This is a genomic window from Microbacterium sp. NPDC019599 (assembly GCF_040632175.1).
GTDB lineage: Bacteria > Actinomycetota > Actinomycetes > Actinomycetales > Microbacteriaceae > Microbacterium.
In genome coordinates, this window is record NZ_JBEYBL010000001.1 from 363,275 (window position 1) to 386,332 (window position 23,058).

Sequence of the window (23,058 nt, forward strand, 5' to 3'; positions counted from 1 at the left end):
AGAAGACGTTCGGCGTGCGCTGCCGGCGCAGGCCCAAAAGAACAGTCTACCGGGTGAGCGCCACGACCTCCTCGGCGGCACGGTCCACGTCGTCGTTCACGACGCCGAAGTCGAACTCATGCTGCGCGCCGAGCTCGACCTTCGCCGTCCGCAGGCGCCGGGCGCGCTCTTCCGCACCCTCGGTCCCCCGCCCGACGAGACGCTGCACGAGCTCGTCCCAGCTCGGCGGCAGGAGGAAGACGAGCGTCGCGGACGGCTCGGCGGCACGGACCTGCCGCGCGCCCTGCAGATCGATCTCGAGGAGGACGGTCTTGCCCTCCGCGAGGGCACGCTCGATGGGCTCGCGCGGTGTGCCGTACCGGAAGCGGTTGTGCACCGTCGCGTGCTCGAGCAGCTCGCCGCCGGCCACGAGCCGGTCGAACTCCGCGTCGTCGACGAAGAAGTAGTGCTCTCCATCGACCTCGCCCGGCCGCGCCGCGCGGGTCGTGGCCGAGACCGAGAGGTGGATCTCGGGATGCAGCTGCCTGATGCGCGCCGCGACGGTGCCCTTGCCGACGGCCGTCGGGCCGGCGAGCACGACGAGGTGGCTTCGGCCTCCGCGCGGCACGAGCTGCGGCCAGCGCTCCTCGAGGAAGGACTCGAGCGCGCGACGCTGGCGCGCTCCGAGCCCGCCGAGGCGCTTGACGGGCGAGATCCCGAGCTGCGCGAGGATGCGGTCGCGCTTGCCCTCGCCGATGGCCGGGATGCTCGTGAGGAACTCCGTCACCCGCATCGTGCCGGCCGGCGACGCCGGGTCGGCGAACGCCCGCCGGACGAGCTCCTGCGGCGTGATGACCCGCATCGCGACATCCTTCTTGAGGGATGCGCGCGCACGCCGGGCCTCGACCGCGCGACGGGATGCCGCGACGCGGTCGACCTCGGGAGGGTGCTGTGCGTCAGCCATGGGACTCCCCACGGTACAGCGCGGCGCGCTCCTCGATGCGCATCGCGAGGCCGTCGGGGCCGGCGGACAGGATGCTGCGGCTCTCGCTCGCGACGACGTTCGGGGCGACCGCGCCGAAGAGCTCCGGCAGATCCGCGGGCTCGGCGCCCTGCGCGCCGAAGCCCGGAGCCAGGATCGGAGCACCGCGCAGGAGCTCGTCGGTGAGGCCGAACTCCAGGCGATCGACCGTCGCGCCGACGACGAGCCCGACGGGACCCAGACCGCCCGCGAAGGCCGTCGAGCCGTTGACCCACGCGATGTCGCGGGCCACCCGCGCGGCGACGGTCTCGCCGTCGGCGGCAGCGACATCCGTCGTCTGCGCCGTCTGCAGCGCGGCCGCCTCCGGGTTGCTCGTCGCGGCCAGGACGAAGACGCCCTTCCCGCCGCGTGCGGCGAGCGTCAGCGTGCCGCGCAGCGACTCGGGTCCGAGGTACGGGCTCACGGTGACAGCATCCGCCTCCAGAGGCGAGCCCTCCGCGAGCCAGGCCTCCGCATACCCGTCCATCGTCGAGCCGATGTCGCCGCGCTTGGCGTCGGCGATGACGACGAGCCCCGCCGCGCGAGCCGCAGCCAGGACGTCCTCGAGCGCCGCGAAGCCCGCCGAGCCGAACCGCTCGAAGAAGGCGACCTGAGGCTTGACGATCCCGACGCGTCCGGCCGCCGCGTCGACGACGCGCAGACCGAACTCGCGCAGGCCAGCGCCCGAGGCATCCAGCCCCCACTCCGCGAGCAGGTGGGCGTGCGGATCGATCCCGACGCACAGCGGGCCGTGCTGCGCGAACGCAGCGGTCAGTCGTTCACCGAAACCCGTCACGCGCGTCCTGCCCTGTCGACGGCGTACTCCTGGAGGCTCCTGACATCGAAGCCCTCGCGGAGGACGGGCAGCGCCGAGACGGCCGCACCGAGCACCGCCATCGTCGTGAAGAGCGCCTTGTCGGCCGCGACGGCGGCCGCGCGGATCTCGTACCCGTCGGCGCGCGCCGCTCCCCCGCTCGGCGTGTTGACGATCATGTCGATCTCGCCGGCGTTGATGAGGTCGACGATGTTCGTCTCGCCGCTGGCCTGCGTCTCGGAGTACTTGCTCACGACCTCGACCGCGATGCCGTTGCGCGCCAGGATCTCGGCGGTGCCCTCCGTCGCGACGAGGTCGAAGCCGAGCTCCTGCAGGCGGTGGGCCGGCAGGATGACGGCGCGCTTGTCGTCGTCGGCGACCGAGATGAACACCGTGCCCTCGAGCGGCATGCCGCCGTACGCGGCCTCCTGGCTCTTCGCGAAGGCCGTCGGGAAGTCCCGGTCGATGCCCATGACCTCGCCCGTCGAGCGCATCTCGGGTCCGAGCACGGAGTCGACCATGAGGCCGTCCTTCGTCCGGAACCGCTTGAAGGGCAGCACGGCCTCCTTGACGGCGACCGGCGCGTCGAGCGGGACGCGCGAGCCGTCGACCTCGGGCAGGACGCCCTCGGCCTTGAGCTCGGCGATCGTCGCACCCGCCATGATGCGGGAGGCGGCCTTCGCGAGCGGGATGCCGAGCGCCTTCGAGACGAACGGCACGGTGCGCGACGCGCGGGGGTTCGCCTCGATCACGTAGAGCACGCCGGCGCTGACCGCGAACTGGACGTTGAGGAGGCCCCGCACGCCGACGCCCTCCGCGATGAGGCGGGTCGCCTCGCGGACGCGGTCGATCTCGGTGCGGCCGAGCGAGATGGGCGGCAGGGTGCAGCTCGAGTCGCCGGAGTGGATGCCGGCCTCCTCGAGGTGCTCCATGACGCCGCCGATGTAGAGCTCCTGCCCGTCGTAGAGCGCGTCGACGTCGATCTCCACGGCGTCGTCGAGGAAGCGGTCGACGAGCAGCGGCAGACCGGGGCCGATGATGGCCTGGTCGGCGATGCGGACGAAGTAGTCGCGCAGGGCCTCGGTCGAGTACACGATCTCCATGCCGCGGCCGCCCAGCACGAAGCTGGGGCGGACGAGCACGGGGTAGCCGATCTCCTCCGCGACGGCGATCGCGCCCGCCTCGTCGATGGCGGTGCCGTTGCGCGGCGCGACGAGACCCGCACGGTCGAGCAGGCGCGAGAACAGTTCGCGCTCCTCGGCGAGGTCGATCGCCGCGGGGCTCGTGCCGAGGATGCGGTAGCCCGCCTCCTCGATGCCCTTCGCGAGGCCGAGCGGCGTCTGGCCGCCGAGCTGGCAGATGACGCCGAGGATCTCGCCCGACTGCGCCTCGGCGTGCAGCACCTCGAGGACGTCCTCGAGGGTCAGCGGCTCGAAGTACAGGCGGTCGCTCGTGTCGTAGTCCGTCGACACCGTCTCGGGGTTGCAGTTGACCATGACGGTCTCGTAGCCGGCGTCGGCGAGGGCGAACGAGGCGTGCACGCACGAGTAGTCGAACTCGACGCCCTGGCCGATGCGGTTGGGGCCCGAGCCGATGATGACGACCTTCGTGCGCTCGGACGGCGTGACCTCGGTCTCGAAGTCGTAGCTCGAGTAGTGGTACGGCGTCAGCGCCGGGAACTCGCCCGCGCAGGTGTCGACCGTCTTGAAGACGGGACGGATGCCGAGCCCGTGGCGGACACCGCGCACCTCCGCCTCGCTGTCACCGCGCAGCTGTGCGATCTGGGCGTCGCTGAAGCCGTGCTCCTTCGCGATGCGAAGGGTCGCGGCATCCAGCTCGCCCGCCGACTTCACGAAGTCGGCGACCTCGTTGATGAGCACGATCTGGTCGATGAACCACGGGTCGATCGCGGTCGCGTCGAACACCTGCTCGACCGTCGCGCCCTTGCGCAGCGCCTGCTGCACGACGATGATCCGGCCGTCGGTCGGGGTCTTCGCGATCTCGAGGAGCTCCTCGACGCTGCGCGCCTCGTCGCCCCAGTGGAAGCTCGAGCCGCGCTTCTCGAGCGAGCGCAGCGCCTTCTGCAGCGCCGTGGCGTAGTTGCGGCCGATCGCCATCGCCTCGCCGACGGACTTCATGGTCGTCGTGAGGGTCGTGTCGGCGGCCGGGAACTTCTCGAAGTTGAAGCGCGGGACCTTGACCACGATGTAGTCGAGCGTCGGCTCGAAGCTCGCGGGGGTGACCTTCGTGATGTCGTTCGGGATCTCGTCGAGGCGGTAGCCGATCGCGAGCTTCGCGGCGATCTTGGCGATCGGGAAGCCCGTGGCCTTGGAGGCGAGGGCCGACGAGCGCGAGACGCGCGGGTTCATCTCGATGACGATGATGCGGCCGTTGTCGGGGTTCACGGCGAACTGGATGTTGCAGCCGCCAGTGTCGACGCCGACGGCGCGGATGATGTCGATGCCGATGTCGCGGAGCTTCTGGTACTCGCGGTCGGTGAGGGTCAGCGCGGGGGCGACCGTGATGGAGTCGCCCGTGTGCACGCCGACCGGGTCGACGTTCTCGATCGAGCAGACGACGACCGTGTTGTCGGCCGTGTCGCGCATGAGCTCGAGCTCGTACTCCTTCCACCCGAGGATCGACTCCTCGAGCAGCACCTCGTTCGTGGGCGAGTCGTGCAGGCCTGCGCCGCCGATGCGGCGGAGGTCGGCCTCGTCGTAGGCGAAGCCCGATCCGAGGCCGCCCATCGTGAAGGACGGGCGCACGACGAGCGGGTAGCCGAGCTTCTCGGCGCCGGCGAGGAGGTCGTCCATCGAGTGGCAGATGACGGATGCCGCGACATCCGCCCCTGCATCGAGGACGAGCTGCTTGAAGATCTGACGGTCCTCGCCCTTCTCGATCGCCTCGACCTTCGCGCCGATGAGCTCGACGTCGTACTTGTCGAGGATGCCGGCCTTGTCCAGCGCCATCGCGGCGTTGAGGGCCGTCTGGCCGCCCAGCGTCGGCAGGATCGCGTCGGGCTTCTCCTTCGCGATGATCGTCTCGATCACGGCGGGCGTGATCGGCTCGATGTAGGTCGCGTCCGCGAAGTCGGGGTCGGTCATGATCGTCGCGGGGTTCGAGTTGACGAGGATGACGCGCACCCCCTCCTCGCGCAGGACGCGGCACGCCTGGGTGCCCGAGTAGTCGAACTCGCAGGCCTGGCCGATGACGATCGGGCCGGAGCCGATGACCAGGACGCTCTTGATGTCGTCGCGCTTAGGCATTGTCTGACTTTCCGGTCGTTGAGCGAGGAGCGAAGCGACGAGACGAACCGTCGTCGGGCGGCTCGGGGCGTTTCGTCTCGCTTCGCTCGCTCAACGACCGGTGGGCGACGACCAGGTCACGGAAGCGGTCGAAGAGGTAGTTGGCGTCGTGCGGGCCGGCGGCCGCCTCCGGGTGGTACTGCACCGAGAACGCCGGGATGTCGAGGGCGCGCAGGCCCTCGACCACCTGGTCGTTGAGTCCCACGTGCGAGACCTCGATGCGGCCGTAGCCGTTCGGGCTGTCGAAGGCGCCGTCGATCGGCGCGTCGACCGCGAAGCCGTGGTTGTGCGCCGTGATCTCGACGCGGCCCGTCTGCTTGTCGAGCACCGGCTGGTTGATGCCGCGGTGGCCGAACGGGAGCTTGTAGGTGCCCAGGCCCAGGGCGCGGCCCAGGAGCTGGTTGCCGAAGCAGATGCCGAAGAACGGCAGTCCGTCGTCGAGCACGCCGCGGAGGAGGTCGACGTGGTCCCCCGAGGCCGCGGGATCTCCGGGTCCGTTCGAGTAGAAGACCGCGACCGGGTCGATCGCCCGGATGTCGTCGATCGAGACGTCCTGCGGCAGGACATGGACGTCGAAGCCCCGCGCCGCGAGGTTGTCGACGGTGGCCTGCTTGACGCCGAGGTCGAGGACGGCGAGGTTGCCGATCCGCTCCACTCCGTCTTTCACGGCAGCCGGGGTCACCTCGGCGGCCGCGACGGAGACGGATGCCGAGAGGTTCTGTCCCGCCATCTTCGGCGCCTCGCGCACGAGTGTCAGCTGCTGCTCGGGGTCGAGCCCTGCCGCCTCGCCCGAGAAGATCCCGCCGCGCATGCTGCCCGCGGAGCGGATGTGCCGCGTCACGGCGCGCGTGTCGATGCCGCTGATCCCGACGACGCCGTCGCTCACGAGCGCGTCGTCGAGCGACTCGTCGGCGCGCCAGTTCGAGACGACGCGGGAGGGGTCGCGGACGATGTAGCCGGACACCCAGATTCGGCGCGACTCGGGGTCTTCGCCGTTCATGCCGGTGTTGCCGATGTGCGGCGCCGTCTGCAGGACGATCTGGCCCGCGTAGGAGGGGTCGGTGAGGGTCTCCTGGTAACCGGTCATGCCGGTCGCGAAGACGACTTCGCCCAGCGTCGTGCCGTGCGCGCCGTAGGCGCGGCCGACGTGTCGTGTGCCGTCCTCCAGGACGAGGACGGCGGGCTCCTGGGCGAAGATCCCTGAGGTCGTCGAAGGGGTCATGCGTCGGTTCCTGTCGGGGTCGGGGTGAGGATGCCGGCCACGGCGTCCGCGAGAGCGCGGGCCGAGGCATCCTGCGGTCGGAAGTAGGTGTCGACGACGGCGCCGGCGTCGGTGCGCCACGTGAGCTTCGTGAGGCCGCCCTGCTCGACGACCCGGTCGATCGCGACAGTGGACTGCCCGACGTCGAGGATGCGGTCCGGCGTCAGGACGAAGCGGTTCCCGCCGGTGAGGTCGACCTCGAGGCCCTCCTGGGCGACCGTCAGGGTCGCCTTCGAGCGGAAGGACATCCCGGGCGCGGCGATCCGCTCGAGCGGCGTGTCGCGACGCGTCGTCGCGACGTAGAGGACATCGAAGACGGCGCGCACGTGCGCACCGACCGGCAGTTGGGCCGCCTGCACGAGCGGCGCGGAGTCGCGGCGGGTCCGGCGGATCCACGCCCACACGAGCAGGCCCAGCAGCACGACCGCGACGCCGATCATCACGAGCAGCGCACCCTGCCGGCTCACGCGCGCACCCCCGGCTGGTCGAGCAGCGCGCCGTCCACGACGGTCGGGATGCCGCGGTGCAGCGTCCAGCGGACCTCGCCGGGCAGCTCCCGCCCGAGGTACGGCGAGTTGACGCTGCGGCCGCGCAGGTCGCCGGTCGAGAACGACCGGACCGGCTTCGGGTCGTAGAACGTGACGGATGCCGCGTGCCCCGCGCTCAGCGGAGTGCCGTGGCCGTCGAGCCGGCCGATGCGTGCGGGTGTGCGCGACATGATGCGCGCCACGTCGGCCCAAACGATGAGTCCCGTGTCGACCATCGCCTGCTGGACGACGCGCAGCGCGCTCTCCAGTCCCACCATGCCGTTCGCGGCAGCCTGCCACTCGCACGCCTTCGCCTCGGCCGGGTGCGGAGCATGGTCGGTCGCGACGATGTCGATCGTGCCGTCGGCGAGCCCTTCGCGCACCGCGAGGACGTCTTCCTCGCGCCGCAGCGGCGGGTTGACCTTGAACCGGGCGTCGTAGCCGCGGGCCAGCTCGTCCGTCAGCAGCAGGTGGTGCGGCGTGACCTCGGCCGTGACGTCGACGCCGCGGCGCTTGGCCCAGCGGATGATGTCGACCGAGCCGGCCGTCGACAGGTGGCACACGTGCAGGCGGGATCCGACGTGCTCGGCGAGGAGGACGTCGCGCGCGATGATCGACTCCTCGGCGACGGCGGGCCAGCCGGCCAGGCCCAGCTCGGCCGAGACGCTGCCCTCGTTCATCTGCGCGCCCTCCGTGAGGCGCGGGTCCTGCGCGTGCTGCGCGATGACGCCGTCGAAGGCCTTCACGTACTCCAGCGCGCGGCGCATGATGAGCGGGTCCCACACGCAGAAGCCGTCGTCGCTGAAGACGCGCACGCGTGCGCGCGAGTCTGCCATCGCGCCGAGCTCGGCGAGGCGCTCGCCCTTCTGCCCGACGGTGACGGCGCCGATCGGCTGGACCGTGACGTACCCGGCCGCCTCACCGAGTGCGAGCTCCTGCTCGACGACGCCAGCCGTGTCGGCCACGGGCGACGTGTTCGGCATCGCGAAGACCGTCGTGTAGCCGCCGGCCGCGGCCGCACGGGAGCCCGTGAGGATCGTCTCGGATGCCTCGTACCCGGGCTCGCGCAGGTGGGTGTGCAGATCGACGAGACCCGGCAGCGCGACGAGGCCCTCGACGTCGATCACCGTCGCGCCGGCGCGGCTCAGTCCTGTGCCGACCTCGGCGATGCCGCCGTCCTCGACGATCAGGTCCGCGGGCTCGCCGCCCTCGAGGCGGGCGCCCTTGAAGAGGAGGACCTCAGCCATCACACGTCCTCTCTCTCATCAGTGCCGGCAAGCAGCAGATACAGCACCGCCATGCGCACCGAGACGCCGTTGGTCACCTGGTCGAGCACGGTGGAGCGCGGCGAATCGGCGGCGTCGGCGGAGATCTCCAGGCCTCGGTTCATGGGGCCCGGGTGCATCACCATGCTACCCGGCTCGAGTGCCGCGAGCCGTGTCGCGTCGAGGCCCCAGCGCCGGGAATACTCCCGTTCAGTCGGGAAATACGCGGCGTTCATGCGCTCCAGCTGGATGCGCAGCATCATGAGCGCGTCGCACCCTTCCGTGATCGCCTCGTCGAGGTCGTAGAGCACACGGGCCGGCCAGGCCGAGACGTCCTGCGGCACGAGGGTCGGGGGTGCGACGAGCGTGACGTGCGCGCCGAGGGCGTCCAGCAGCCACACGTTCGAGCGTGCGACGCGCGAGTGGAGGATGTCGCCGACGATCGTGACCCGCAGCCCCGCGAGATCGCGACCACGGCTGTCGTCGCCGAAGGTCCGCTTGCGGATCGTGTAGGCGTCCAGGAGCGCCTGGGTCGGGTGCTCGTGCGTACCGTCACCGGCGTTGACGACACCGGCGGTGATCCAGCCGCTCGTCGCGAGGGTGCGCGGCGCCCCGGACGCGCCGTGACGGATGACGACGGCATCCGCCCCCATCGCCTGGAGCGTCTGCGCGGTGTCCTGCAGGGACTCGCCCTTGGAGACGCTCGAGCCCTTCGCGGAGAAGTTGATGACGTCGGCCGACAGGCGCTTCGCGGCGGCCTCGAACGAGATGCGCGTGCGGGTCGAGTCCTCGAAGAACAGGTTGACGACGGTCTTGCCGCGCAGCGTCGGCAGCTTCTTGATCTCACGACGCTGCGTGTCGGCCATGTCCTCGGCGACGTCGAGTATGCGCAGGGCGTCCTCGCGGGACAGCGTCTTCGTGTCGAGCAGGTGCCTCATGATTCGATCGTCACCTCCTCGGCGCCGTCGATCTCAGACAGGCGCACGTTGACGCGCTCGTCGCGCGCGCTCGGCAGGTTCTTGCCGACGAAGTCGGGCCGGATGGGCAGCTCGCGATGCCCGCGGTCGACGAGCGTCGCGAGGCGGACGGCGGCGGGACGCCCGATGTCCTGCAGCGCGTCGAGCGCGGCCCGGATGCTGCGTCCCGAGAAGAGCACGTCGTCGACGAGGACGACGGTCTTGCCGTCGATCCCGCCCGCGGGGATCTGCGTGGGCTGCGGCGCCCGCGTGGGATTGCGGTGCAGATCGTCGCGGTACATCGTGACGTCGAGCGCACCGACGGGGACGGGCTGCCCGCCGAACTCCGCGACGAGCGCGCCGATGCGGTGGGCGAGGGCGACGCCTCGAGTGGGGATGCCGAGGATGACGAGCTTCTCGGGGCCTTTGTTCGACTCGAGGATCTCGTGCGAGATCCGAGTCAGTGCCCGGGCGATGTCGGCCTCGTGCAGCACGGTGCGCGTGCTCATCCGCCGCTCCCTTCTCCGCCTCACAGGACGGGGTTAAAGGTTGCTGTGGTTCGTTCGATCCTACCGGACGCTGTCGCGCTCATCGGTTGACCGAAGCACGGGGGCTCGCCGAGACAGAGCCGCAGGACGCCCGGCCTCGGCGAGACGCCCTGCCTCGGCGGCGTGGGGGGCGAGCCCGGGCGGTCGTCAGCCGCGGATGAAGGTGAGCCCCGAGAGCACCCGGACATCCCAGGTCACGTTGTCCTGCGGAGCGTAGACCTGGGTCGTGATGGTCCCCGCCGCGACGTCGAACTGGGACAGCCGGACGGGGTTGTTCGTGTTCGAGTGGATCGCCTGCACCATGAAGGCGACGCGGTTGCCGGACGCCGTCGTGATGACCCGCGACATCGCGGTGCCGACATGCCCGCTCGTGACGACCTTCACGTTGCCGTAGGGGGCGACGAGCCGGTCGTACATGAGTTGAGGCGACGAGTCGCCGTACTCCCACTTCGTCTGGGCGCGGCCGGCCCCCGCGATCTGCGCATCGCGATCGAGGAACGAGTGCGTGTGGATGATGACGTTGTGCTGGGGATGGGTCGCGATGACCTTGGCGGCCCAGTCCACGACCGGGCCTCGCGGCCACAGCTCGAGGTTCAGGACGAGCCACTGCGTGCCCTCGGCTTGGAAGACCGAGTAGGTGTTGTCGACCTTCCCCGCCTCGAACTGCCCCGCCAGCGCGAGGTAGTCCGCCGGGTGCCAGTACTGGTTGAAAGTGGTCGTGATCCGCTGGTACGCGTAGGTGCTGCTGAGCGGCTCGCGCGCGGATCCGCCCTCGCCTGTCGCATACGAGTCGTGGTTGCCGATGCTGAGCTGATACGGGATGCCGGCCTGATCCAGAGGCACGGTCGCAGCCCTCGCGATGACGTACTGGTCGTGCGTGTCGGTGTCCCAATTCACGACGTCGCCCGTGTGCGCGACGAAGCGGAGATCCAGCACGCCCCGGTGCGCGACGAGCCACTTCGAGCGGTCGATGAAGCGCGTGCCGGCGAAGGGGAACACCTCCTGCTGGGTGTCGGGGTAGGTGGCGAAGGTGAACCATCCGTCGGCCTGCGGGTTCGCCCCGGCGGCGGTCGCGTAGGCGGCGAGCTGGATCCGCACGGCGTCCGAGACGCTGCCGGCTCCGCCGAGGAGGACGACCTTCTTCGGCTTCAGCCGCGCGAGTTCGGCGCGGATCGCGGTGGGAAGGGCGTCCGGGGCTGTCAGCAGGACAGGGCCGCCCTGATGGCCCGCCGCTGCCGGCGCCGACAGGCCGCCGGCGAAATTCTCCCCGCTCGCGACATACGCGATCGGGACACCGGCCGCGAACGCATCGGCGCTCGCGGCCGCCGACGTGCCATACCGATCGCGGCCCGACAGCCGCTGCACGGGCCCCGTCGTGTACGCGTCCAGCTCGGTCGCGACACCGTCCGAGACGCTGCGGGCATCGCCCAGCAGGATGATCTTCTTGGGCTTCAGCCGCGTCAGCTCGGAGCGGATGGCGGCAGGGAGGGAGCCGGGCGCGGTCAGCAGCAGAGGACCGCCTCTGGCGCCTGCAGCGGCTCCGCCCGACATCGCGTTGGGGAAGTTCTCACCCGTCGCGACATAGGCGACCGGCACACCCGGCGCGAAGGCGCTCGCGCTGATCGCCGCAGACGTGCCGTACCGATTGCTGCCGGCCAGCCGCTGCACCGATCCGGATGTGTAGGACGCCAGCTGCGCCTTCACCGTGTCCGAAACGCTGCGCACATCGCCGAGGAGGTAGATCTTGGCAGGCTTGAGGCGCGCCAGCTCGGAGCGGATGGGCGCAGGGAGGGTGCCCGGTGCCGTCAGCAGAACGGGAGCGCCGACCGCGCCGCCTGCGGCGCCCGCGGACAGCGCGTTCGGGAAGTTCTCCCCGGTCGCGACGTAGGCGACCGACACTCCGGGCGCGAAGGTGCTCGCACTGATCGCCGCGGATCCGGCGTACCGATCCGCGCCGGGGACCCGCTGCACGGGACCGGATGGCGATGTCGCTGGAGCCGCGGCGGCGGCTGTCGCGGCGATGGGCGAGCCGCCCCCGATGGCGGACGCCGGCCCGCCGGCCGAGATGAGCACGAACGCGATGAATCCCACCGCGAAAGAGCGCGCGAGGCGCACAGAACGACGCATGCGAGGTCTCCGTCTGTAGGACACCGTGATCAGCCCCGGGTCGAGAAATGACGTCGGAATCGCCGTCGAATCTCAACCCATGCGGAACGGTACCGGAATTCCCCGGTCCGCGCAGGGATTCGGCGCGGGTCGCCCGATCATCGCCGAACGCCGCACGCGCCTGCGGGTCAGGCTGCGGGCTGCGCCGCCTCGCGCTGCGCGTCGTCCTCGACCTGGGACGCGCGGATCGGGTGGCCCTGGCTCGTCAGGCACTTGCCGGTCTTGAGGTCCCAGCTCCAGTCGTGCAGCGAGCAGGTCAGGACGCCGTCCTCGATCTTTCCGGTCTTGGTGAGGTCGGCGCGCAGGTGCGGGCAGCGGCGCTGCACCATCCAGTCGCCGAGCTGGGCGTCCTCGGTCTGGTCGGTCTGCTCGGCGTACCAGTTCTCGACGTACTCGATGCGGTCGCGCGAGAGGCACTTGAGGAACGTCGTGAGGAACTCGTTGAACTTGCCGCTGCGACCCACTTCGAACTGCATGGAGAGGAAGATCGAGTTCGACCAGTCGATCTCGCCGTCGGCGATGTTGGTCGAGACGAGGTCGGCGGGGATCGTGTACCAGTAGATGCACTCCTCCCCCGCGTACTCGCGGACCTTCGCCTTGGGGAAGTCCACGACCATGTCGAGCTCGCCGATGCGGAAGCGCACGTTGCCGCCGACGCCGCCCCGGATCGTGCGGGCGCGGCGCAGGAGCGGCTCCCACCACTCCTTGATCGCCGCGAGCATCTCGTCGGGCGGCAGGACGGCGGCGCGGGATGCCTCCTCCGCGCGGATCTCGTCCTGTCGCGAATCGCGCTGCTCGGCCAGGTACGACCACTTGTCGTCGAAGATCCGGTCGATCTCGGCATCCGTGTACAGCGTCTGCGTGACCGACAGCTCGCCGTCGTTCAGCTCGACGACGGTCCCCGGCAGGAACTCGTAGCCCTTCTGCTCGGGGCGCAGCTCGCGCATGTGCGCGAGGAACTCCCGCTGATCCGTGAAGATCGCGTCCCCGTCCAGGCCCTGGCCGTTGTACTTGAACAGCTCCTCGCGCAGGAACATGGGCGGCCCCGCCATCGGGAAGACGTGCTCGGCGTCGACCTTCTCGATGTAGTACATGGCGCGCTTGTTCTGGGCGTCCCGCTTGAGCCTGGCGAAGTTCTGCTTCGCGTCCTGGGGCAGGTCGTAGACCATGGGCCACCAGATCGCGCCGGACACCTGCGTGAAGTACGCCTCGGGCTTCGAGAAGGACATGAGCTTCTCGAGGTCGAGGGGATGCGAGTCGTTCTGGTTCAGGATGCTGGCCGTCCCGTCGTCCACGGACAGCGACGAGTCGCCGATCGGGCCGTCGCTCGGCGCGCGCAGCGGCGTCACCATGACCTTGAGCTCGCCGAACTCGAGCGGCACGCCCGCCTGCGTATAGACGATGTTGTCGTAGCCGAGCTTGCGGAGGTCCTGCTCGAGGTCATCCGTCGGGTACTCCGGCAGGAGGACCTTGATCTCCTTCGGGATGTGCCGCTGCATGAGCGCGGGGTCGAAGTGGTCGCGGTGGCGGTGCGATATGTAGAGGAAGTCGGCCTTGCCGAAGCGCTCCCAGTCCAGGCCCCGGTTGTCGGGGAACGGGAACCACGATCCGAAGAACGTCGGACCGATCACGGGGTCGCACAGGATGCTGCCGCCCCGAGTCTCGATGAACATGCCCGCGTGGCCGAGGCCCGTGATCCGCATGAAGCGCTCCCTTCAGAACCAGCAGTCGAGTCTACGCGGAGCGCGCCGACCTCCCCGTCGGGCTCGGCGGCGCTCAGGCATCCAGGAGGCCTCGGATTTCGTCGGCGGTCAGCGCGTTCGAGAACAGGTCGCCGTCGTCCACGACGGAGCGGAAGAGGCGCGCCTTGCGCTGCTGGAGCTCCATGACCTTCTCCTCGATCGTGTCGGCCGCGATCATGCGGTAGACGAGCACCGTGCTCGTCTGCCCGATGCGGTGCGTCCGGTCGACCGCCTGCGCTTCCGCGGCGGGGTTCCACCACGGGTCGAGCACGAAGACGTAGTCGGCCTCCGTGAGGGTGAGCCCGAATCCGCCGGCCTTGAGGCTGATGAGGAAGGCGGGCGCGTCGCCGCGACGGAACTCGTCGATGACGCTCGCGCGCCGGCGCGTCGACCCGTCGAGGTAGGAGTGACGGATGCCGGCAGCATCCAGTCTCCCGGCCGCGAGCTTCAGGAAGGAGGTGAACTGGCTGAACACCAGGGCGCGGTGGCCCTCGGCCGCCACCTCGACGAGGCGCTCGAGGAGCGCGTCGAGCTTCGTGGAGCTGACGTCGGCCTGCCGTGGATCGACGAGCGCGGGCGCGAGGCTCATGAGCCGCAGGAGCGTCAGAGACCGGAACACGATGAACCGGTTGCGGTCGAGATCATCCAGGAGCCCGAGCACTTTCTGGCGCTCGCGCTGCAGCGTGCGGTCGTACAGCGTGCGGTGGGCGGGGTCGAGGGCGACGCGGAGCAGCTGCTCCTGCTTCTCGGGGAGCTCGGGTGCGACCAGCTCCTTCGTCCGGCGGAGGACGAGCGGCCGGATGCGCCGCCGCAGCCGGTCGAGCCGGGCCGCCCGGAACGGGACGCCCTCGGCGTTCTCGGGGACCTTCCCGTGCTCGATCGGCTTGACGTACTCCTCTCGGAACCGCCGGGCCGACGGGAACAGCCCGGGGGCCGTCAGCGCGAGGAGCGCCCACAGGTCGGTCAGGCTGTTCTCCAGTGGCGTCCCCGTCGCAGCGACGACGGCATCCGCTCGCAGCGCGGCGAGGGCCTGGTGGAGCTTCGTCTGCGGGTTCTTCGCGAACTGCGCCTCGTCGAGGACGACGAGCGACCAGTCCACGTCTGCGAACGCGTCCGGATCGAGGCGGACGATGGCGTAGGACGTGAGCACGACATCGGCGCCGGCCGCGGCATCCCTCACCCTCGTCCGGGTCTTCTGCAGGGTCTGGTCGATCGCGCGGACCTCGAGGCCCGGCGTGAAGCGGGCGGCCTCGGACACCCACGTCGGCACCACGGAGGTCGGGGCGACGACGAGGACGGGCCTGCGCTCGCCCTGCTCGCGCGTATGGGCCACGAGGGACAGCAGCTGCAGCGTCTTCCCGAGCCCCATGTCATCGGCGAGGATCCCGCCGAGCCGGTGCCGCCACAGGAACGCGAGCCAGTCGAGTCCCGCCCGCTGGTAGGGGCGGAGCTCGGCGTCGACCCCGGCTGGGGCGGGGACGGGCGGCACGCTCGTCTCGGAGCGCAGGCCTTCCGCGAGCTCCCGCCAGGCCACAGCGGGTGCGGCCTGATCCGCGAGGTCCTCGAAGTCGGCCCAGAACACCGTCTGGTACCGGCTGATCCGTGGTCCTGTCTCCCATTCGTCCATGCCCGCGGCCTCGTCGATGAGCTCCTTGAGGCGGTCCAGCGCGGGATGCCGCAGCGAGAAGTACGCGCCGTCCGCGAGCAGGAGCTTGCGGCGACCGAGCGTGAGCGCCTCGAACAGCGGGGAGAAGGGGATGACGCGCCCGTCGATCGTCACGACGATGCCGAGCTCGAACCAGTCGGGATCGTCGCTCTCGACGGCGGTCACCGAGATCGACGGATCGCCGGTCAGCTCGGTGTAGGCCCGTCGCGGCGTGTTGCCCTCGATCCGCACGCCCTCGAGGCGCTCCCAGGCCGGCAGGAGGCGCGCGGCGAACTCCGCGACCGCGACGCCGTGCAGGCGCCCCGTGCCTGCGAAGGGCACCCCCATCGCCTGTTCCCAGGCGGCCTCGAGCTCCGTTCGGAGCCGATCCTCGGCCGCCGGTTGCCGGCCGGCCTCGGCGCCGGCTCGGTAGGGCAGGCGCGCGAGCCCGGGATACGACCACTCGACGCGGTAGGCGACGTCATCGCTGCGGAACTCGGCCGTGACGACGGCGGTGGGCGCGGCGGCGGCCGGAAGCGTCACGCTCGAAGCCGCAGTCACGACGGCCTGCCGCCGCAGCCGGGGAACGGCCTCCTGCAGGAACGCCGGGACGTCCTCGCGCGGGACGACGAGGCCGTCCTGGTGGGACAGCAGGGTGCGCACGGCGTCGGGGACCTCGGCGGGTGCGAGGACGATCGGGATCGGGTCGGCGTCCAGGCCCGCCGCGTACACCCCCATGCGACCGATCGGACGTACGACGGCATGCTCGACCGGCACCCCGTCGATCGTCACCGCGGCCCGGACCCGGAGTGCTCCGTCGGGTCCGGGGGCGATATGGACGCCGGTGGTCGCGGCTGCCGCGAGACCCACCGACTGTCGCCTGCCGGTCGCGACGAGCGGGATCCCCGCCCCCTCCGCGCCCGACAGCAGCCGCCACAGCAGCGACGATTCCACCGTGTCCAGGACGAGCCACTCGCCTGGATCGGCATACGGTCCGAACGCGCGGGACGCGAGGGCGATGCTCGCGAGCTCGGCGAACCACGCTGCGTGGTCGCGCTGGAAGCTCCCGACGCCGCGGCGGACAGCATCCCACGACGCGCCGCCCTTGACCCAGCCCCCTGTGGACGCGCTTCGCACGAGAGGGCGCATGCCGAGCGTCAGGCCGTCGCGGTGGCGGGCCAGCGCCCGCGGCTCAGCGGTCGCGACGCGGCGCGGCTCCCAAGAGCGGGCATCCCACGCGGCGCGCTGGCGCAGCTCGATCCCGAGGGCGAGCGGCGCCCCCGACGGAGCGAGCGGGTCGTCGAGTAGCGCGTGCCAGGCGGGCGGGGGCTGCCGGCTCTCCTGAGGATCGAGGAAGGGCGCCGGCACCCGTTCATCCTCTCAGCCGCCGCGGACAGCGGCGTGGGATCCGGAGGTCAGGAGACGCGGGCGATGCGCGCCAGGACGCCGTGCACGAAGGAGCCCGAGTCGTCCGTCGAGAACTCCTTCGCGAGCTCGACGGCTTCGTCGATCGCGACCGCCGCGGGCACGCCGTCGTTGTAGACGATCTCCCACACGCCGATGCGCAGCACGGCGCGGTCGACGGCGGGCATGCGGGCAAGCGACCAGTCCTTCGCGAAGGTCGTGATCTGCTCGTCGATCGCCTCACGGTTGTCGATCACGCCGTCGACGATCTCGCGTGCGTAGAGCCACGACGCCTCGCGGGCGGGCTCGCTCGCGGCGCGCTTCGCCTCCGCGGCGAGGATCGCCGCGACGTCGTCGCCGCGGACGTCTGCCTGGAACAGGATGTCGAGCGCGCGCTTGCGCGCCTTCGTACGGGCACTCATCTGAAGGGTGCCGTCGTGGTCAGTTCACGCGGCCGAGGTAGTCGCCCGTGCGCGTGTCGACCTTGACCTTCGTGCCGGTCTCGAGGAACAGCGGCACCTGGATCTCGTAGCCGGTCTCGACGGTCGCGGGCTTGGTGCCGGCCGACGAGCGGTCACCCTGAAGACCAGGCTCGGTGTACGTGATCTCGAGGACGACGGATGCCGGGAGCTCGATGTACAGCGGGTTGCCGTTGTTGAGCGCGATCTGGACCTGCTGGTTCTCGAGCAGGAAGTTCTTCGCGTCGCCGACCGTGGCGGCGCCGACCGTCAGCTGGTCGTAGTCGGCGACATCCATGAAGACGAAGCTCTCGCCGTCGTTGTAGAGGTACGTGAAGTCGCGACGGTCGACGTTCTCGATCTCGATCTTGGCGCCCGCGTTGTACGTGCGGTCGACGACCTTGCCCGAGACGACGTTCTTGAGCTTCGTGCGCACGAACGCGCCGCCCTTGCCGGGCTTGACGTGCTGGAACTCGATGACGCTCCACAGCTGCCCGTCGATGCTGAGGACGACGCCGTTCTTGATGTCTGCGGTGGATGCCATGAGTGTGGAGTTTCCGTTCGTGAAGTTCAGCGGCCGATCGGCCCGACGTTCGATTCTAGTGTCCCGACCTGAGAGAACTCATCCGGATGCCGCGGTCGCGGGTTCGCGCAGTCCTTTGCGACGCCGAGCTCACGGGCCGTCCCGCAGCGGCCGCACGAGAGGCAGGAAGATCTCGTCGACGATCGCGACGAGCTGCTCGTCGCTCAGCGGCGCGGCGGTCATGAGGAGATCGTGGCGGTAGAGGTCGGTCGCGACGGTCCGCACGCGAGGAGTGAGCCGGGCGGGATCGGCTTCGCCGCGCGCGACCGCGCGCTCGAGGATGATGTCCAGCGACCGGCCCGCGCGCTCCCCGAACGCCCGCTGCCGGACGTCGGCGAAGGTGCGGCCCGACTCGCTGAAGTAGGCACCCATGAAGACGCTCATGATGGGCGCGATGGCGGCCCTCGAGCGATTGGATCGGCGCAGGCTTTCCAAGACGTCCTCACGGAGGCTCCCCGTATCGGGAGGCTCGGTCCGCCCCTGGTTGAGTCCGTAGGTCAGCGTCGCCTCGAGCAGCGCGTCGCGGTCGTCGAAGCGGCGGTAGATCACCGAGCGGCTCGTCTCGGCGCGTTCGGCGACGGCGTCGATCGTGAATCCGTAGTAGCCGCCGTCGATCAGCTGCGCCCAGCCGGCCGCGAGGATCGCCTCCTCCAGCTCCCTGCCGCGGCGGCGCTTCGGCGTCTCCACAAGATCCATTTGTGTATCTTATCGACCCGGCGTACACTCGGGCAACGAGAGATACATCCGTGTATCTTATGGAGGATCCCGCTCGTGACCACGACTCCTGCCGCGCCGGCCGTTCCGCGCAGCGCCATCGTCACTGCTCTCGTGCTCGTCACCGGCGGACTTGCCGTCATCTTCGACAGCACGATCATGAGCATCGCGCTCAAGACGCTGTCGATCGATCTCGGGGTGCCGGTCAGCACGATCCAGTGGGTCACGACGGCCTACCTGCTGGCCCTCGGCGTCGCGATCCCTGTCGTGGGGTGGGCGCAGGCGCGCATCGGCGGCAAGCGCCTGTGGATGATCGCCCTGACGATCTTCCTCGTCGCGTCGATCCTCTGCAGCCTGGCGTGGAACGCGCCGAGCCTCATCGCCTTCCGCGTCCTGCAGGGCATCGGCGGCGGGCTCATGATGCCCCTCATGGCGACGCTCGCCATCCAGCAGGTGCCCGGCGGCGCGGGTCTGGGCCGTCTCATGGCGATGGTGAGCCTCCCGGCAGCCCTCGGTCCCATCCTCGGGCCCACGATCGGCGGGCTCATCCTGAGCTTCGCCGACTGGCGCTGGCTGTTCTGGGTCAACGTCCCCTTCTGCCTCCTGGGGCTCGCCCTCGCATGGCGCTTCATCCCCGCCGACGGGCCGCGCGGGAAGCCGGCGCTGGACTGGGTCGGCCTCGTCCTCGTCTCCCCCGCGCTCGTCGGCATCCTGTACGGCCTGTCGAACGTGAGCCAGGACGGCGGGTTCGCGCGTCCCGACGTCTGGATGCCCGTCGTCGCGGGGCTCGTGCTGATGACGGCCTTCGTCTTCTCGCAGGTCCGGCGCCCCGGCTCCTCGCTCGTCGACGTCGGCCTGCTGCGCCGCCGACCGGTCGCCTCGGCGTCGTCCGTCCTCTTCCTCTCCGGCGCCTCGCTCTACGGCGCGATGCTCCTCCTGCCGCTCTACTTCCAGGTCGTGCGCGGGATGGACCCGCTCGGCGCGGCGCTCCTGCTCATCCCCCAGGGCGTCGGCGCCCTCCTCAGCCGGACGCTCGCCGGCCGGCTCACCGACACGATCGGCGCGCGCGTCGTCGCGATCGCCGGCTTCGCCGTCATGGGCGCGGCGACGATCCCCTTCGCCCTCGCGGACGCGTCCACGAACCAGTGGTGGCTCATGGCGATGCTCCTCGTGCGCGGCTTCGGGATGGGCGCCGTCATGATCCCCGTCATGTCGGTCGCCTTCGTGGGCCTCGCGCACGACGAGGTGCCGCACGCGAGCATCATCACGCGCCTCGCACAGCAGCTGGGCGGGGCGTTCGGCACGGCGCTGCTCGCCGTCGTCCTCGAGCTCGCGACCGAGGGTGCGACCACGGCCGCGGGCGTGGCGGCGGGCTTCGACGTCGCGTTCTGGGCGGCCGTCGGCTTCACCGTCGTCGCGATCGGCGTGTGCTTCGCGCTCCCCGCCAGGACGGCAGCCGTCCCGGCCGCGGCCTGATCCGCCCCGCCCCGGCCCCGTCCCCACAAGCCCGCGAGACTACATCGGTTGGACCAGAGGGGGCGGAGTACCCGCGGTCTCGTCCAACCGATTCAGGCTCGCGGCTTCGGAAGGAGCGGATGCCGTCAGTCGGTCTGGCCCGTGATGACGGCGATGAGGCGGCCCACCGCCGTCGCGTAGCCCGCGACACCCTCGCCGATGACGTGCACGACGGCGACGTCGGCGACGTAGGAGTGGTGGCGGAACGGCTCGCGCTTGAGCACGTCCGAGATGTGCACTTCGGCGACGGGAAGCGCGACGCCGGAGAGCGCGTCGCGCAGCACGACCGATGTGTGCGTGAGACCGCCCGGGTTGATGACGATCCCGTCGCAGTCCTCGCGCGCGGCATGGATCGCGTCGAGCAGGACGCCTTCGTGGTTGCTCTGCACCGCTCGGATCTCGAAGCCACGGGATGCCGCGGCCTCGGTCGCGATGCGCTCGACATCCGCGAGGGTCGCCGTGCCGTACACGTCGGGCTCACGTGTGCCGAGGAGGTTGAGGTTGGGTCCGTTGACGAGCAGGAGCCGGCGCGACGGGGTCATGCTCGCACGATATCAGCGCGTCCCGCGCCGCCTTCGCCCGCCCGCTGCGCGGAGAGGCGCACGGGCGCGTTGCCCGCGCCGTAGCCGTCGTAGCGCCCGCGGCGCTCGACGAACTCGCAGAACAGGTCGCCCACCGTCGCGGTGTAGAAGTGGAGGTACTCCCCCTCGCTCTCACGGTCGTAGACGAGGTCCAGCTCGCGCAGCGTCGCGAGGAAGCCGTCGTCCAGGTCGAAGCGCGCCGCGAGGTCGTCGTAGTAGTTCTGCGGGATCGGCAGAGCCGCCATGCCTCTCGAGCGGGCGGTGCGGGCGAGCGCGACGATGTCGTCGCACGCGAACGCGACGTGCTGCGGCAGCGCCGCCCGACCACCGGAGAGGATCGGCGGCGCGACGTTGAGCGGGATGCGGATAGAGCCGTCGCGGGACTGGATGACCCGGCTCTGCACGAGCCCGCGGGGGCTCGCGACCTCGGTCGAGCTCGTCGTGGGCAGCTCGAGCACCGATGCGAAGAAGAGCGTCGCCTCGTCGATCGCCTGCCACGGCTGGCTGAGGCTCACGTGGTCGATCCCCGAGACGGGGCTCTCCTGGACCGCTGCGCCGTGCTCGAACTCGGCGGCCCACAGCGGCTCGTCGCGGAGTGCGGCGCCGTCTGCGGTTGCGCCGTCCGCAGACGACGACCAGAAGATCTCGGTCCCGTCGGGGGCGACGGCACCCTCCAGGGCGAGCTCACCCTCGTAGGTGCGCCGGTAGGCGAACGGGGTGCCGAGCTCGGCCGCGCGGCGTGTGAGCGCATCGGCGTCGGGCACCGCGAAGCCGAGGGCGGCGATGTGCGGGTCGAGCCCGCGCGCGTGCTGCTCGTTGAGCACGACTCGCGCCTCGCCCGCAGTCCAGAGCGTGACGGGCTTCGTGCGGTGCTTGCCGCGCGGTGTGAAGCCGACGATCTCCAGGAGCGCCTCGATGCCAGAGGTGTCCTCCGCCTTGATCTCGACGAAGTCGAACCCGCGAGGGCCGCCGAAGGCGGGAAGCGGCTCGTAATCCTGCGGCCGGTCGTCCGCCAGACCTCGTGCGACGGCGTCCTCGAGCCAGCGCAGCGAGCGTCGCGCGTGGACCGCCGTCTGTCGCACATCGGTCTGCCGGAACGTGTCGTTGAAGACCTCCAGCGAGACCGGGCCGGTGTAGCCCGCCCTCACGACGTGCGTGAGGAACCGCGCGAGGTCGAAGCTGCCTTCTCCGGGGAACAGGCGATGGTGCCGACTCCAGGAAAGGACGTCCATCGACAGGGCCGGCGCGTCTGCCAGCTGGAGGAAGAAGATCTTCTCGGCCGGGATCGCCTCGATCGCGGAGGGGTCGTGGCCGCGGGAGAGGATGTGGAAGGAGTCGAGGCACACGCCCACGGCCGGGTGGTCGGCGAGCTCTGCGATGCGCCACGCGCGGCGATAGTCGTCGATGTACCGCCCCCACGCGAGGGCTTCGAAGGCGATCCGGATGCCGTGATCCTGGGCGAGCTCGCCCAGCCGGCGCAGTTGCGACGCCGACACGTCGTCGTCGTCGATCGTCGCGGTCGCGACGTTGCTGCAGCACAGGACCACGTCGATGCCGAGTCGCCGCATGAGCGCGAACTTCGCCTCGGCGCGACGCAGGACGTCGAGGAAGGCATCCTCGTCCACCCCTTCGACGTCGCGCATCGGCTGGTAGAGATCGAGCCTGAGCCCGAGCCTGGCCGCCAGGGCGCGGATCTCCTCCGGACTCTCCGGTGAGCCGACCAGGTCGGGCTCGAAGATCTCCACCCCGTCGAACCCGGCTGCCGCGGCGGCGTGCAGCTTCTCGGAGAGGGTCCCGCTCAAGCACACCGTCGCGATCGAGGTCTTCATAGCGCCACAATGTACCAGTTAGTACATTGTGGCGCACTCCCCCTGTCTCCCCGGCGCCGCACGAAGCGCCGACTATCCTGACAACCGTGCCCCCCGTATCCCGAGACGCCGAGCGAACCCGAGCCGAGCTCCTCGCCGTGGCGACAGAGGTCTTCGCCGAAGAGGGCTACTCCGGGGCCCGGGTCGACGACATCGCCGAGCGCACGCGCACGACGAAGCGGATGATCTACTACTACTTCGGCGGCAAGGAGCAGCTCTACCTGGCGGTGCTCGAGAACGCGTATCGCGGCATCCGGGAAGCCGAACGTGCGATCGACGTCGACCACACGGATCCCGTGGCCGCCATCCGGCAGCTGGCCGAGCTCACCTTCGACCACCACGTCACGCACGACGCCTTCATCCGCCTCGTCGCTATCGAGAACATCCATCGCGGCGAGTTCATCCGCCGGATCGATTCGCTGCGCACTCTCGCGCAGCCCGCCAAGACGCTGCTCGACGAGATCCTCGAGCGCGGACGAGCCGCCGGAGTGTTCCGCACCGACGTCGACGCGATCGACGTCCACCTCGTCATCAGCGCCTACTGCGTCTTCCAGATCGCGAACCAGTACACGTTCGGCTATCTCTTCGACGTGGAGTTCACGCAGCCCGATCGCCGGGCCCACCTGCGCTCCCTCATCGGCGACGTCGTCGTCGGATGGCTCACGTCGGCCGTGCGCTGAGCGCCGGCCCGGCAGCATCCGCCTCT

The 23,058-nt window shown here is 70.5% G+C and carries 18 protein-coding genes; 2 read left to right on the forward strand and 16 right to left on the reverse strand.

Translation table 11 applies throughout. The annotated features are described in order from the left end of the window. Positions 1–46 precede the first annotated feature (46 nt). From gmk to ABZ477_RS01760, 14 genes are all read right to left on the reverse strand, one after another. Positions 47–943, reverse strand: a complete 897-nt coding sequence (gene gmk / locus ABZ477_RS01695) for a guanylate kinase (protein ID WP_360126876.1) — start codon at positions 941–943, stop codon at positions 47–49. Further along, positions 936–1,796 (reverse strand): orotidine-5'-phosphate decarboxylase, encoded by an 861-nt coding sequence (gene pyrF / locus ABZ477_RS01700; protein WP_360126879.1) that lies wholly within the window; start codon positions 1,794–1,796, stop codon positions 936–938. The genes gmk and pyrF overlap by 8 nt, the downstream gene beginning before the upstream one ends. After that, positions 1,793–5,080, reverse strand: a complete 3,288-nt coding sequence (gene carB, locus ABZ477_RS01705; protein ID WP_360126882.1) for a carbamoyl-phosphate synthase large subunit — start codon at positions 5,078–5,080, stop codon at positions 1,793–1,795. Before carB ends, pyrF begins: the two co-directional genes overlap by 4 nt. After that, positions 5,073–6,341 carry a glutamine-hydrolyzing carbamoyl-phosphate synthase small subunit gene (carA, locus tag ABZ477_RS01710; protein WP_360126885.1) on the reverse strand — a complete coding sequence of 423 codons (1,269 nt, stop codon included), beginning with the start codon at positions 6,339–6,341 and terminating at the stop codon, positions 5,073–5,075. The genes carB and carA overlap by 8 nt, the downstream gene beginning before the upstream one ends. Continuing rightward, the gene (locus ABZ477_RS01715; protein WP_360126888.1) at positions 6,338–6,847 is read right to left on the reverse strand and encodes a hypothetical protein; all 510 of its coding nucleotides are present in this window, start codon (positions 6,845–6,847) and stop codon (positions 6,338–6,340) included. The genes carA and ABZ477_RS01715 overlap by 4 nt, the downstream gene beginning before the upstream one ends. Next, a complete protein-coding gene (locus ABZ477_RS01720) occupies positions 6,844–8,154 on the reverse strand; it encodes a dihydroorotase (RefSeq protein ID WP_360126891.1) in 1,311 nt (436 codons plus the stop codon). Before ABZ477_RS01720 ends, ABZ477_RS01715 begins: the two co-directional genes overlap by 4 nt. Then, positions 8,154–9,110 (reverse strand): aspartate carbamoyltransferase catalytic subunit, encoded by a 957-nt coding sequence (locus ABZ477_RS01725; protein WP_360126894.1) that lies wholly within the window; start codon positions 9,108–9,110, stop codon positions 8,154–8,156. The genes ABZ477_RS01720 and ABZ477_RS01725 overlap by 1 nt, the downstream gene beginning before the upstream one ends. Further along, the gene (gene pyrR / locus ABZ477_RS01730) at positions 9,107–9,637 is read right to left on the reverse strand and encodes a bifunctional pyr operon transcriptional regulator/uracil phosphoribosyltransferase PyrR (protein ID WP_360126897.1); all 531 of its coding nucleotides are present in this window, start codon (positions 9,635–9,637) and stop codon (positions 9,107–9,109) included. Before pyrR ends, ABZ477_RS01725 begins: the two co-directional genes overlap by 4 nt. Before the next feature lie 186 nt (positions 9,638–9,823). Then, positions 9,824–11,803, reverse strand: a complete 1,980-nt coding sequence (locus ABZ477_RS01735) for a cell wall-binding repeat-containing protein (protein WP_360126900.1) — start codon at positions 11,801–11,803, stop codon at positions 9,824–9,826. Between the two features lie 167 nt (positions 11,804–11,970). Then, a complete protein-coding gene (locus ABZ477_RS01740; protein WP_360126903.1) occupies positions 11,971–13,545 on the reverse strand; it encodes a Rieske 2Fe-2S domain-containing protein in 1,575 nt (524 codons plus the stop codon). Positions 13,546–13,618: 73 nt separating this feature from the next. Beyond that, positions 13,619–16,597 carry a DEAD/DEAH box helicase gene (locus ABZ477_RS01745; protein ID WP_360126906.1) on the reverse strand — a complete coding sequence of 993 codons (2,979 nt, stop codon included), beginning with the start codon at positions 16,595–16,597 and terminating at the stop codon, positions 13,619–13,621. Positions 16,598–16,644: 47 nt separating this feature from the next. Next, on the reverse strand, positions 16,645–17,055 hold the full coding sequence (nusB, locus tag ABZ477_RS01750; protein WP_360126909.1) for a transcription antitermination factor NusB: 411 nt from the start codon (positions 17,053–17,055) through the stop codon (positions 16,645–16,647). A gap of 19 nt (positions 17,056–17,074) precedes the next feature. Continuing rightward, on the reverse strand, positions 17,075–17,635 hold the full coding sequence (gene efp / locus ABZ477_RS01755) for an elongation factor P (RefSeq protein ID WP_360126912.1): 561 nt from the start codon (positions 17,633–17,635) through the stop codon (positions 17,075–17,077). A gap of 129 nt (positions 17,636–17,764) precedes the next feature. Further along, positions 17,765–18,370: a TetR/AcrR family transcriptional regulator gene (locus ABZ477_RS01760; RefSeq protein WP_360126915.1), complete on the reverse strand. Its 606-nt coding sequence runs from the start codon at positions 18,368–18,370 to the stop codon at positions 17,765–17,767. Positions 18,371–18,445: 75 nt separating this feature from the next. Here ABZ477_RS01760 and ABZ477_RS01765 point away from each other — a divergent pair, with 75 nt between their 5' ends. After that, the gene (locus tag ABZ477_RS01765) at positions 18,446–19,864 is read left to right on the forward strand and encodes an MDR family MFS transporter (protein ID WP_360126918.1); all 1,419 of its coding nucleotides are present in this window, start codon (positions 18,446–18,448) and stop codon (positions 19,862–19,864) included. Between the two features lie 125 nt (positions 19,865–19,989). Here ABZ477_RS01765 and aroQ read toward each other — a convergent pair whose 3' ends face one another. Together aroQ and ABZ477_RS01775 are read right to left on the reverse strand one after the other, a co-directional pair. After that, entirely contained in the window at positions 19,990–20,445 is a 456-nt protein-coding gene (gene aroQ, locus ABZ477_RS01770) for a type II 3-dehydroquinate dehydratase (protein WP_360126921.1), read from the reverse strand. Further along, positions 20,442–22,313, reverse strand: a complete 1,872-nt coding sequence (locus tag ABZ477_RS01775) for a TIM barrel protein (protein WP_360126924.1) — start codon at positions 22,311–22,313, stop codon at positions 20,442–20,444. Before ABZ477_RS01775 ends, aroQ begins: the two co-directional genes overlap by 4 nt. Positions 22,314–22,399: 86 nt before the next feature. On the opposite strand from ABZ477_RS01775, the gene ABZ477_RS01780 reads away from it, so the two are divergent. Continuing rightward, complete coding sequence (locus ABZ477_RS01780; RefSeq protein WP_360126927.1) at positions 22,400–23,032, forward strand: TetR/AcrR family transcriptional regulator; 633 nt, start codon at positions 22,400–22,402, stop codon at positions 23,030–23,032. Positions 23,033–23,058 lie beyond the last annotated feature (26 nt).

Coding starts and splice junctions, on each gene's coding strand:
- gmk (WP_360126876.1), bottom strand. CDS start 943: ATGGCTGACGCACAGCACCCTCCCGAGGTCGACCGCGTCGCGGCATCC.
- carB (WP_360126882.1), bottom strand. CDS start 5,080: ATGCCTAAGCGCGACGACATCAAGAGCGTCCTGGTCATCGGCTCCGGC.
- carA (WP_360126885.1), bottom strand. CDS start 6,341: ATGACCCCTTCGACGACCTCAGGGATCTTCGCCCAGGAGCCCGCCGTC.
- ABZ477_RS01720 (WP_360126891.1), bottom strand. CDS start 8,154: ATGGCTGAGGTCCTCCTCTTCAAGGGCGCCCGCCTCGAGGGCGGCGAG.
- ABZ477_RS01725 (WP_360126894.1), bottom strand. CDS start 9,110: ATGAGGCACCTGCTCGACACGAAGACGCTGTCCCGCGAGGACGCCCTG.
- pyrR (WP_360126897.1), bottom strand. CDS start 9,637: ATGAGCACGCGCACCGTGCTGCACGAGGCCGACATCGCCCGGGCACTG.
- ABZ477_RS01735 (WP_360126900.1), bottom strand. CDS start 11,803: ATGCGTCGTTCTGTGCGCCTCGCGCGCTCTTTCGCGGTGGGATTCATC.
- ABZ477_RS01740 (WP_360126903.1), bottom strand. CDS start 13,545: ATGCGGATCACGGGCCTCGGCCACGCGGGCATGTTCATCGAGACTCGG.
- nusB (WP_360126909.1), bottom strand. CDS start 17,055: ATGAGTGCCCGTACGAAGGCGCGCAAGCGCGCGCTCGACATCCTGTTC.
- efp (WP_360126912.1), bottom strand. CDS start 17,635: ATGGCATCCACCGCAGACATCAAGAACGGCGTCGTCCTCAGCATCGAC.
- ABZ477_RS01760 (WP_360126915.1), bottom strand. CDS start 18,370: ATGGATCTTGTGGAGACGCCGAAGCGCCGCCGCGGCAGGGAGCTGGAG.
- aroQ (WP_360126921.1), bottom strand. CDS start 20,445: ATGACCCCGTCGCGCCGGCTCCTGCTCGTCAACGGACCCAACCTCAAC.
- ABZ477_RS01775 (WP_360126924.1), bottom strand. CDS start 22,313: ATGAAGACCTCGATCGCGACGGTGTGCTTGAGCGGGACCCTCTCCGAG.